Origin of the sequence: Aminobacter sp. AP02, assembly GCF_003148805.1 — a bacterium.
Lineage (GTDB): Bacteria > Pseudomonadota > Alphaproteobacteria > Rhizobiales > Rhizobiaceae > Aminobacter.
This window is the reverse complement of the sequence record NZ_QGGX01000045.1, coordinates 1-10771: the sequence shown is the minus strand read 5'-3', so window position 1 is coordinate 10771 and position 10771 is coordinate 1. Positions and strand designations below refer to the sequence as shown.

Annotated in this window: 10 protein-coding genes and 1 pseudogene; 2 read left to right on the top strand and 9 right to left on the bottom strand. The window is 59.6% G+C overall.

All coding sequences use genetic code 11. The features are described 5' to 3' along the window. Window positions 1-134 precede the first annotated feature (134 nt). The 8 genes from C8K44_RS26690 to C8K44_RS26655 form a co-directional block, all read right to left on the bottom strand. Complete coding sequence (locus tag C8K44_RS26690; protein ID WP_199227219.1) at window positions 135-1637, bottom strand: amidohydrolase family protein; 1503 nt, start codon at window positions 1635-1637, stop codon at window positions 135-137. Between the two features lie 247 nt (window positions 1638-1884). Further along, window positions 1885-2559, bottom strand: a complete 675-nt coding sequence (locus C8K44_RS26685) for a cupin domain-containing protein (protein ID WP_210206244.1) — start codon at window positions 2557-2559, stop codon at window positions 1885-1887. Window positions 2560-2714: 155 nt separating this feature from the next. Further along, window positions 2715-3689, bottom strand: coding sequence for a substrate-binding domain-containing protein (locus tag C8K44_RS26680; protein ID WP_109578783.1), 975 nt, complete (start codon window positions 3687-3689; stop codon window positions 2715-2717). Between the two features lie 52 nt (window positions 3690-3741). Continuing rightward, window positions 3742-4746 carry an ABC transporter permease gene (locus C8K44_RS26675; RefSeq protein ID WP_109578782.1) on the bottom strand — a complete coding sequence of 335 codons (1005 nt, stop codon included), beginning with the start codon at window positions 4744-4746 and terminating at the stop codon, window positions 3742-3744. Between the two features lie 29 nt (window positions 4747-4775). Beyond that, window positions 4776-6323: a sugar ABC transporter ATP-binding protein gene (locus C8K44_RS26670; RefSeq protein ID WP_109578781.1), complete on the bottom strand. Its 1548-nt coding sequence runs from the start codon at window positions 6321-6323 to the stop codon at window positions 4776-4778. A gap of 66 nt (window positions 6324-6389) precedes the next feature. Continuing rightward, window positions 6390-6812: a RidA family protein gene (locus C8K44_RS26665; RefSeq protein WP_158282817.1), complete on the bottom strand. Its 423-nt coding sequence runs from the start codon at window positions 6810-6812 to the stop codon at window positions 6390-6392. Window positions 6813-6835: 23 nt separating this feature from the next. After that, window positions 6836-7915 carry a fumarylacetoacetate hydrolase family protein gene (locus tag C8K44_RS26660; RefSeq protein ID WP_109578779.1) on the bottom strand — a complete coding sequence of 360 codons (1080 nt, stop codon included), beginning with the start codon at window positions 7913-7915 and terminating at the stop codon, window positions 6836-6838. Next, a complete protein-coding gene (locus tag C8K44_RS26655) occupies window positions 7912-8475 on the bottom strand; it encodes a hypothetical protein (protein ID WP_146204027.1) in 564 nt (187 codons plus the stop codon). Before C8K44_RS26655 ends, C8K44_RS26660 begins: the two co-directional genes overlap by 4 nt. Before the next feature lie 326 nt (window positions 8476-8801). On the opposite strand from C8K44_RS26655, the gene C8K44_RS26650 reads away from it, so the two are divergent. Next, the gene (locus C8K44_RS26650) at window positions 8802-9746 is read left to right on the top strand and encodes a LysR substrate-binding domain-containing protein (protein ID WP_158282816.1); all 945 of its coding nucleotides are present in this window, start codon (window positions 8802-8804) and stop codon (window positions 9744-9746) included. 30 nt (window positions 9747-9776) lie between these two features. Then, window positions 9777-10103, top strand: a complete 327-nt coding sequence (locus tag C8K44_RS26645; RefSeq protein ID WP_109578776.1) for an NIPSNAP family protein — start codon at window positions 9777-9779, stop codon at window positions 10101-10103. A gap of 413 nt (window positions 10104-10516) precedes the next feature. On the opposite strand, the pseudogene C8K44_RS26640 reads toward C8K44_RS26645, so the two are convergent. Then, window positions 10517-10771: pseudogene (locus C8K44_RS26640) on the bottom strand (peptide ABC transporter ATP-binding protein); the annotation flags it as partial.

The following is a 10771-nucleotide window of genomic DNA, read 5'->3' as shown; positions in this document are numbered from 1 at the left end:
GTCATGTCCGGCGTGGACCTCACCAATGGCGTCGGAAGGGGTCTTGTTGAGCATGATGGCGCTCCAGCTCCTTGAGTTTCCACTTGCGCGCGAGGCAGGCGATCCAGCCCTTGAACGCGACGTCAGACCGATGGTCAGGTGAGAGTTACGGTTGCCGCATCGCGTTCGATGCGCTGCTGGGCCTCGACCACTTGGGCTCGTAGGATCGCCCAATTGATGCCGATCATCTCGCCATGCCGCTTGCGCGCGACCCCGCGTACCCAAACGCTGTCAATGTCGGAAAGGGCGGCAAAATTCACGACGCGGTCCGCAAGGCTGCCGCAGGTGGCGAAGCCGATGCGCGATGTCTTGAGAAGTACCAGGTCGGCATGGTTTCCGAGAGCTATCGACCCCGTCGCGTCACCCAAGCGCATCGCCTTGGCCCCCCATCTGGTCGCGAAGTCCAGCACGTCTGCAGATTCATAGTCCCTGGCAATTTCGGAGTATTCCGTTGAACGATAGAGGCTCCAAAAGCCTGCCCGGACATGCTCGAAGTAGTCGTCGGTCAGCGCCATGCCCACGTCTAATCCGAGGCCCGCAGGAATTCCCATCTGCCTTGCTTTGGCGTGAATGGAAGCTGCAGGGTATGGAAACTCCCCCATCGCGCAAGAACATATCATCCCGCCGGTCTCGCGGAGTATGACGAGCTCATCGCCCGTCATCTCCACGCCGTGCGAAACTTGAAAATCCGGGCCGAGCAACCCGGCCGCATGAAGGTCGGCAATGCCTCGATAGACACCTGACGGGGGCATTGGCTTCGGTTTGTGGAGATGACAGCATATCAAGTGCGGATTGAACGAACGTGCTCGATCGAACTCCACCTTCATGTCTTCCATGCTGCGTTGGCCCAGTCCCTCGCTGATCGCAATGCCGAGTTTTACCGGGGCGTCGCCCTGTTCAGAGAACAGTTCGCGAAGCAGTGCTGCCGTCTCGTAGTTGGATTCTGCGGGCGCACCGTTGCGCTCGGCCGTAGCCTGCGCTTCCGACACTGTGTCTCCAGGTCCATAAGTGGGGTTGTGAGACGCCTGATAGCAGAATACCCCAGAGACCCCGGACTCGACGAACCCGCGTGCCCCAGCGAGCGCCTTTTCCTTGGTATGATGGGCATGGGCGTAGTCCAGCACGCTGGTCACGCCCGAATTGATCGCCTGGAGTCCGCCGACATATCCGGCCAGATGGAAATCTTCCGGCGTCATGCACACCATGGTGCGCATTTTCCATCTTTGGTAGCCGGAGTATTTCTGCGGATCGGTCTTGACGAGCCTACCAGCGTGCAGGCCCAGCCAAAGATGTCTGTGACCATCGTTCATGCCCGGCATCAGGATCATGCCGGCCGCATCGATCCGTTCTGCGTCGCCAGCGTTGATGCCTATGCCGATCTCGGCGATCTTTCCGTCCCGGATCAGCACATCCGCACCGGGCAGCTCGCCCAGCTTCTGGTCCATCGTCAAGACGTCGGCGCCTTGGATTAGTATTGCACGCCCTGCTCCCCTGACTGCCGCAACAGCCGGCGCAGGGCGGTTGGTCGAGGCTACGACGATTGCTGCCGCCCCTGTTGCGCCCAATCTGAGAAACTCCTTGCGTGTGATGTCGCTCACCTGGTTCTCCTCCATCGATACAAAGTGGAAATACGGGCGCAGCACCTATTCGGCTGACATCCGGGAAGGTCGCACCGCGTCCCGGTCAGCAACAGGCATCAATTCTGGAACTTAGAATTCCAATTCCGCCCGGCCGTTTTCGATGGATAGGGAGAAGTATCGCCAAGCCGAAGAACCGGCGCAGCGTTCGCACAAAAGAGCTTTGCCCACGAACGCGTCGCGGGCAAAGCTTTTGTCGGATCCGTCATTAGAATGTTGGCGGCGTGTTGATCCAGAGGACCACTGCCTCGCCCGGGCCAGGATTGTAGAACGAGTGGGGCGCCTCCGAGCGGAAGCAGAACGAGTCGCCTTTGCCCAGAACATGGGTCTGCTTGTCGATGGTCAGCTCGATAAAGCCATCCATGACAAAACCGGCCTCTTCTCCCACGTGCGAATAGTCACCTGCTGAGCCATGGCCAGCCGTAATGGTGATCAGATTTCCCTGCAGCGTGCGTTCCGACGAATGAGGAATGATCTGCTCGATCCTGACCCCTTGATGCGGATCTCCGAGATAGTCGAGCGCAACCTCCTTCCGTTCACTGGCACGAACCAGCATGCAGCTCTCGTTTTCCGAGCCGGAGAGGAAGGAAGCCATGCTGGTGCCGAGACCGGCAACCAGCTTGTGCAGCACCGACAACGAAGGCAGCAACCGGCCGTTCTCCACGCGCGAAACCAAACTCGCCGAACAATTCGCCTTGCCGGCGAGATCGACCAGCGTAAGGCCCTGTGCCCGCCGCATTGTCTGCAACCGGCGACCTATGCGCCCGGCCTCGAGTGCCGCCGGTTCGGTGGTCTCAACAGCAGCAGCCGTTACGTTACTGGGCAGCGCTTCGGCGCGCCTCTTTCGTTCCGGCTTCGCCTTGTCGGCAATACTGTCGGCCACAGTCTTCAACTTGGAGCTTGAACTGTTCTTCATAAGGAACCGATTATCAGATCAGCCGTAGAAGTCATCAGGGTCAGATCCTCGCGCGTTCGAGTAAAAAGAGACTCCGGCGCCGCGATGTCCATCGCATTTCGCAGCGCCGGGTCGTGCGCCTCCTACGGACGCCATCCCTTGGGAGGATGCATATTGGCTCGATCCACGGTTTCCAGGTTTTCCATAGTCACGCCGATCAACGGCACGTCGATGATTTTGGGATCAAGCTTGATGCCTTTCATCAGATCCGCAACCACGCGGACCTCGGTGCGTCCGATCAGCACCGGCTGCTGGGCTACGACATAGTCGGCACAACCGGCCCGCATCATTTCTTCCGCTTCCTCACCAAGAACCGAGAAGATCACCTTGGTCTTGCCGCAACGGTCCGCGGCTTTCACGGCGCGCGCCGCCCCGACACCGAAAACGTCATCGGCACCGTACAGCATGTCGAGTTGGGGATTGCGCTGAAGCATCTCGCTCGCACGGGTCAGTGATATCGCCGCATCCTGCTCGCTGGTCATCTCTGCAACCACATCGATATTGGTGCCGGCAATGTCCTCCTTGAAGCACCTGAGCCGTTCAACTGCCCAGAACGAACCTGCAGGGCCGGCGAGCAAGCCGATTGTACCGCCTGCCGGCATCAGCTTCTTGGCGCCTGCGGCCAGTTCACGACCGATGTTGCAATGGCTGGAGGACACGGCAGCGTCAGGCTCGACGTCGCTAGCAACCACATTCACGCCGGCACCGACGAGGAATATCCCTGCCCCACGCGCCTGCATCGCGACGCCATTCAGAGCTGCCGGATCGCCCGGATCGATCAGAACCGCTTTGACACCCTTGATGACCAGATTCGAAACCTGATCGAGTTGCTTGTCGATATTGGCATAGCCGCCAGCATCCTGAACCACAACCTCGAAGCCAAGCTTGTTGGCCTCATCGAGTATGCCGTATAGCTCAGCGGTCGGGTATGGTCCCTTCAAGTTGGGCTTCGACAGGCCGATCACCGGCTTCGCGTCCTGTGCGGTGGCAGGGCCTACGAGCAGCGCACCAAGTACGGCCGCCCAGGTCAAACCACCAAAAATCCTTCTGTAGCTCATTTTTCCTTCCCCTTGTTATTGGTTGCGGTGCGGCACTCCTGGCGCCGCCCGGTCAGTGTCCCGATTTGCGGCGCATGCCCGCCTGGTCCAGCGCCACGGCTGCGATCAGCGACATCCCGATGATCATCATTTGTGTGTAGGAAGAGACGTTGAGCAGGTTGAGCCCGTTGGCAAGTATGCTGATGAAGGCAACCCCAAAAGCCACGTTGATTGCCGATCCTCGACCGCCGGCGAGCGACACACCGCCGAGCACGACCGCAGCGATCGATTCAAGCGGCAATGTAGCGCCAAGTGTTGGCTGACCGGACGAAACGCGCGCCGTAAGAATGATCGCTCCGACAGCCGCGGTCAGCCCGCAGAAGGCATAGGCCGCAATCCTGATGCGCTCCACCCGGATACCGGAAAGACGGGCCGCCTCCTCATTACCACCGACGGCGCAGACATGACGCCCGAAGCGCGTGTAGCGAAGGGCAAGCTCGGCCAATACCAGCGTCACGGCCGCGATAAGTACCGGCATCGGAATGCCCAAAATCGATCCATAGGCGAGGTGGCCAAAGCTGGAGGGCAGTCCGGGAATGGGAACGCCGCCGGCGAGATTGAGCGCCAGGCCTGCGGTCACAGACAGCATGGCGAGCGTCGCGATGAACGGCGATACACGCAGGCGAGTGATGATCAGCCCGTTCGTCAGTCCGACGCACGCACCGCATATCAGCGCGGCCACAATCCCCGGCGCAATGCCGTATTCGCGCATTACGAAAGCCAATACGACGCTGACGAGCGCCACGGTCGAGCCGACGGAAAGGTCGAGGCCGGCCGTCAGGATGACGAATGTCTGGCCGAACGCCACGGCGGCAAGGGCGGCTGCGGCTACGCCGATGTTCCTGAAGTTTTGGGCTGTAAGAAAGACCTCAGAGAAAACCGAAAACAAAATGACCATGCCGATCGTCGCGGCTGGCAAAGCAATTTCCATCCCGCGTTCACGGACGATACGCGCCAGAGTCTCGCGCCAATGGCGTGCTCCCTCAAGCGGTCGTGTCTTTTCACCGTAAGCCTGCATATCACCAATTCCCCCACATTCTTGCGGCGTTACGCTGCCGAAGCGGACATGACATGCCCCTTGAAGGCTGCTGCCAGAATACGCCGCTCGTCGAACTCGTCTTCGAGCAGTTCATCTTGAATCTCCCCCGCCGCCACCACGAGAATTCTGTGACACAGATGAAGCAGTTCTGAGATCTCGGACGAAACGACGACAATGGCAGCACCTTGACTGGCAAGGTCGTGGATAAGCCGATAGATCTCGGCCTTTGCGCCAACATCGATGCCGCGCGTCGGCTCATCGAAAATAAAAATCTCAGGGCGCGACAACATCCATTTGCCGATCACCAACTTCTGCTGGTTGCCGCCGGAGTTGGTACGCGCCGACTTGGCCAGCTGGCCACGAAACTGCAGCTTGCTGGCCATGTCACGCGCGGCCCTCTTGGCGCGGGCCCAGGAAATGAACCCACCGCGACAGTGATCGGCCATCGAAGCCATCAGCAGGTTCTCATGGCCGGAGAGGCTGGTAACCAGGCCCTGATCCTTGCGGTCCTCGGGGATGTAGGCCATGCCGTTGCGGATGGCATCGGTCGGAGCACGGATTGTTATTGCCACCCCGCGCTTGGCAATCTCCCCACGGTCTCGCAGATCGGCACCAAAAATGCTGCGCATGATCTCTGTGCGTCCGGCACCTACCAGTCCGGCAAAACCGACCACCTCGCCGGCCTTCACATCAAAGCTGACATTGTTGAATACGCCGTCGCGGCCGAGATTGCGCACCGTAAGCACCGGCTCACCGATACGACGGTTGCGCTCTGGAAAAAGCTCTGTCAACGGGCGCCCGACCATCAACTCGATCAGGTCATGGGCGCCATTCAGCGATGCCGTCGGCAGTGTTTCCACGTGCTGGCCACCACGCAACACGGTGATGCGGTCGGCAAGGTCCAGCACTTCGTTCAGCCGGTGGGAAACATACAGGATCGCCGTGCCCTCGGCTCTCAGCCGCCGTAGTATTCTCAGCAAAGCGTCCGCTTCCTTGTCGGAAAGAGAAGCCGTGGGCTCGTCGAGGATAATGACCGGGGCCCTGAGCACCAGGGCCCGGGCAATCTCGACGATCTGTTTCTGCCCGGTAGTCAGCGAGCCCGCCAAAGCGCGCGGGTCGATCTCGTCTTCGCATTCGAGCGCTCGGAACATGTCGCGGGCAATGTCTTCGGCGGCGCGACGGTTGAAGAGTTGGCGATCGATACCCGATCCTGGCTCGTTGCCGAGCACGACATTTTCGGCCACCGTCATGCCGGGAACGATCATCAACTCCTGGAAGATCGTGACGACGCCTCCCCGCCGGGCCTCTCCGGGCGAAGCAAAGCTGACAGCCCGTCCATCGAGCATCACACTGCCTTCACTCGGCTGGGCGTCGCCCGACAGGATGCGGATCAGCGTTGATTTGCCCGCGCCATTCTCACCAACCAGCGCATGGACCTCGCCACGGCGCAGGTCGAGGCTGACCTGGTGCAACGCGCGCACGCCCGGATAGTCCTTGCCGACAGCGTGGACGGCCAGGACCGGCACTTCGCCTTCCAGGGTATCAGACTGCGCCATCACTTGCCCTCCCAGACCATGTCAATGCAGCGTGGATATGCGGCCGCCAGGCCACGCATTCTAGAACTACGCTGCCGGTATGGCTGCGATCATGTCCAGTTCGACCCGCGCTCCCGGAGCACTCAGATTGTTGATTGCCACCAGCGTTCCTGCCGGGCGCCAGTCTCCGAAATGCTCGTTGAGAACGGCGTACATGTCGTCCATGTCGCGCATATCGGTGACATACTTCGTTAGCTTCACCACATTGCGCCAGGTCAGTCCCTTGGCATCCAGGACAAGCTTGATGTTGGCCAATGCCAGGCGCGTCTGCTCGCGCATGTCATGAGGCAGCACATGCTCCTCCGCGACATGCGGATGCTGATGGTACAGGGGGGAGGCCGTGGCGCCGGCGATAAACAGCAACCCGCCAAAGCCGGTCACCTCCACGGCCGGAGCGTAGGGCATGTTCGCGGCCTCTTCCGGTCGCGGATGCACTGGTTGTATCGCCATCATGGCCTCCCTCCGTTTCGTTGTCAGGCTGCGGCGCGGATGTTGCGCCAGTTAACCTTCTGCGAGCGGGGCGGCGTGATGCGGTTGCGCAGGACGCCCAGGCCTGCAGCTTCGAGTTCGACGACATCGCCGGTCGAAATCCACCGCTCGAGTTCGAAACCGCAGCCATGGTTGACCGTGCCGGAACCGATTACGTCGCCAACATTCACCGTCTCGTCCTGCGAGGTGTAGGAGATCATCTCCTCGAAACTCCACTGCATTTCGCCGGGCGTCGATTCAGCCCAGACCTCGCCATTGATCAGCACGCGCATCGGCGTGTTGAGAACGTCTGGCATTTCATCAGGCGTTACAATCCAGGGCCCGAGCCCCCAGGCAAAGTCCTTGCCCTTGAACGGACCGGTGTTGTTGGCCATCTCGCCGCGTTGCGTGTCCCGCGCCGAGAAGTCGTTGAGCAGCGTGTACCCAAGGATATGCTTGCCGGCCTCGACCGCATCGACGTTACGCGCCGAAAGCCCCACGACAGCAGCGATCTCGAGTTCGAAATCCAGCTTCTTGGTATATTCGGGCCACTGCACGTCGTGATCGTGGCCGATGATCGAGGTCGGATTGGCCTTGAAGGCGAAGGGACGTTCATACCATTCCGGCGGCAGCTTCAGGCCCATCTTGCCGAAGGTCGACAAGAGATGGTCTTCGAAGGCGGCGAAGTCGCGCAACACCGGCACCTTGATCGGCGGCATGAGCTTTACATCCGCAAGCCGATGCGCCAGCACTTCGCCCTTCGGTCCGCGCAGCCTGGCTGCGGCAATGCCATCCCACTCGGCCGCAAGCCAGTCTTCAATTTCACGAACCGGATCGAGGGACGGACCGTATAGAAGCGCTGCGGTGTGGAGGTCCGCTGGCGCGAAGGCGTCGGCACGCAAGGAGGGGCTGGGCTTGCCCCTGGCAGCCGAGAACGCAGCGTAGGCGGCATTTACATCGACTACCCAGCCCTTTCCATCCCTGGCGGCCGCGATTGGATCGCTGTTGGCCGCATCAGTTCGGACAATACCGAACCTGTCGATCGGACCGAGGGGGCCATTAATTCGAAATGTTGCAATCTTCATTGTGTCACCTGGGTAATATCAACCTTGTCGTCGGCGTCAGTGCCGGGGAAAGGTCCCTGTTTGATCTCGATCAGACGCGTCTTCGGCTCGAGGAACTCGACCTCGTGGCCTTCAGCCATCAACAAAAGGTCGTTGGGCTCGAGAAAGACATCGCCTAAGGATACACCCTGCCGTGTAAAGATGCCGACGCGAGCCCGCCCGCTCTGACACATTAGAATTTGGTGCCTGGTAGGCAGGGACGGAAGCGGCTCATTCGGCACATGGTAGTGCGGAAGCGTGATCGCTCCCTTTTGGCGCTCGAGCATGATGATCTGCAGAGGCCAGCCATTGTCGGTCACGTGAGCCTTGGTCGTGCGTTCGAGTGTCGGATCTGCAACCTTGTAGGCTTCCTGGACATGGCGGATTTCATCCTCGGTTTCCATGAATGGCGGGAACCGGTCGAACGCGCTGAAGTGGCCACCGATGTAGATCGCGATGGTCCTGTTATCGTCCGGCGCCCGGTAGAAGCGCACATGGTCTATGTTCTGGTCTGGATGAGGACTGGACATTACTTCCTTCATTGTATTTGCGGAGATGAGCGACCTTGCGCCAGCGGGACTATCTCGCATTCCTTGCCCCCGCCGCGCCCTTCATCGCTACCGTCGCATCTGTCCATCCGAGTCACCAGCCTGCAAATTTGGAACGTTGTGTTTCGATTTTGAGCACCATTGCTACAATTTTGCCAATCGCAATATTGTGCACTTGTTATTGCGTCCTGCGAAATTTTATGACATTTTTTGCACGCCGACAAGAGCCGCACCACAGCGACCGAGACTGCAAAGCCCCAAGGCTTGGACGAACAAGCAGGCCGCAACGGCCTGCGGATAATTCGGAATGGGAGAAATCATTGATTGATTTCAATGACTACTATTACTTTGCGCAGGTCGTGGAAAACAGTGGCATCACTGCCGCCAGCAACGCGCTCAACCTGCCGAAGTCGAAGCTCAGCAGGCGGATTTCAGAGCTAGAGGCGCGGTTGGGCGCAAGGCTGATCCAGAGAACACCGCGTAGCTTCCTCGTCACAGAACTCGGCAGTGAGTTCTACGAGCATGCTCGCAAAATGATGCTGGAAGCACGAGCAGCTGAGACTGCGGTCAAGCGCAGGCTCGTCGACCAGTCGGGCACGATCCGGCTATCGAGTTCTCCCACTGTGTCGCGCATTTGCTTTGCGGAGATCATGCCGGCATTCCTGCGCAATTTTCCAAATACCCACGTCAAACAGGAAGTGCTGAACCGACCCGCGGATATGATCAACCGGATGTCGGACTTGTTCATCCTGTCCCATGAAGATACGCTTGAGGACTCAACCATGATCCAACGTCGGCTGCTGATCGAGCCACGACATCTGGTTGCCAGCCGTGAATATATTGCGTACTCGAAACTGCCTGACGGTCCCGGCGAGCTGATATTGCATCAAATGCTGGCCACGTCCGAGACGTCTACTCCGACTAGGTGGGAATTTACCGAAACATCGACCAATCGGCAGTTATGTCAATGCCTTACGCCCCGCTTGGCCAGCAATGACATCTTCGCAGTCGCCGCGGCTGCCCGTGCCGGCGCAGGTATCGCCGCGTTGCCAGCATCTGTCTGCGGCGATGACATCAGGACAGGCGAGCTCATCCATATACTGCCCGACTGGACTGCGGGCGCGACCATGGTCAGCGCCTTGCTACCCTCGAAGCAAGGCGTACTGCCGGCGGTTCGGGCACTGCTCGACCACATCACCGAACAATTGCCAACAATTGTCGCCGCGATGAAGCCGCACAGGCAGGCGGTACGTCCGATTCAATAGAACGGATGTCAGGAAGGTAGGAGCCACACAGTGATTCATGAGTTACGCCACTACGAATGCGTGCCGGGAATGCTGCCCATAGTCCTCAAGCGTTTCGAGGACCATGCGTTTCCGATCTGGAACGAGTTGGGCATCCGGTCGCTCGGTTTTTGGACAACCGCGATCGGCGAGAACGACCAATCTCTCCACTACATACTGGCTTGGGAATGCCTCGCCGACCGAGAGGCGAAATGGCACGCCTTTGCTGCTGATCCGCGTTGGCAGTTAGCCAAGAAGCTTAGTGAGCCCGCTGGTCCACTTGTCGCCCGAATCAGGAACTCTATCCTCAAACCGGTTCTGCAGGGCACAACGACCTGAGCCGCTGACCTCTGAGGCACGACTTGAAGCGCTGGCACAGGACCTGGGGCCGCCCCTGAAGGTGTTCAGCCTTCAGGCGAAGTTGTAGGCTTTGTGGCTTTCGTAACGTTTGGCCTTTGCGTCCTTGATGATGTGGTTCATTCTCCTGACGGTGGCGATTGACGTGCGCGATAACGGATGTCGTTACGGGTCAGTGCCCGGAAGCGGTCGCCATGCGATCACTTCCGTCGATCTCAGTTTTTTCTAGCTGCCGGAAAGTCCACGACCAAGGCTCGCGTCTTCCGCTTGGCGATGATCTGGTTGATCCCAAGCACTGCCAACCTGGCCCATCGCGCATCCGCGCGAATGAAACTTAGCTGCGCGAGGCGCCTGCGACACCATCCGCATGCGGCTTCACGAAGCCCTTTTCCGTTCTAACCTACCTTGATGGAGTTGTGGGTGGCGCGCGGCGTCGCCGCAAACAGCGTCTTGGTATAGCTGTGCTTGGGGTCGGCGAAGACCTCGTCGCGGCTGCCATACTCCACCGCCTCGCCGAAATACATCACCATCACCTCGTCGGCGATGTAGCGCACGACCGAGAGGTCGTGGCTGATGAAGACGTAGGTCAGCTGGAACTCGTCCTGCAGGTCGGCGAGCAGGTTCAGCACCTGTGCCTGCACCGAAAGATC

What these genes read in the sequence shown, in the direction of transcription:
- C8K44_RS26670 (WP_109578781.1), bottom strand. Translation starts at nt 6,323, where the DNA reads ATGGCGCAGTCTGATACCCTGGAAGGCGAAGTGCCGGTCCTGGCCGTC.
- C8K44_RS26675 (WP_109578782.1), bottom strand. Translation starts at nt 4,746, where the DNA reads ATGCAGGCTTACGGTGAAAAGACACGACCGCTTGAGGGAGCACGCCAT.
- C8K44_RS26655 (WP_146204027.1), bottom strand. Translation starts at nt 8,475, where the DNA reads ATGAAGGAAGTAATGTCCAGTCCTCATCCAGACCAGAACATAGACCAT.
- C8K44_RS26665 (WP_158282817.1), bottom strand. Translation starts at nt 6,812, where the DNA reads ATGGCGATACAACCAGTGCATCCGCGACCGGAAGAGGCCGCGAACATG.
- C8K44_RS26660 (WP_109578779.1), bottom strand. Translation starts at nt 7,915, where the DNA reads ATGAAGATTGCAACATTTCGAATTAATGGCCCCCTCGGTCCGATCGAC.
- C8K44_RS26680 (WP_109578783.1), bottom strand. Translation starts at nt 3,689, where the DNA reads ATGAGCTACAGAAGGATTTTTGGTGGTTTGACCTGGGCGGCCGTACTT.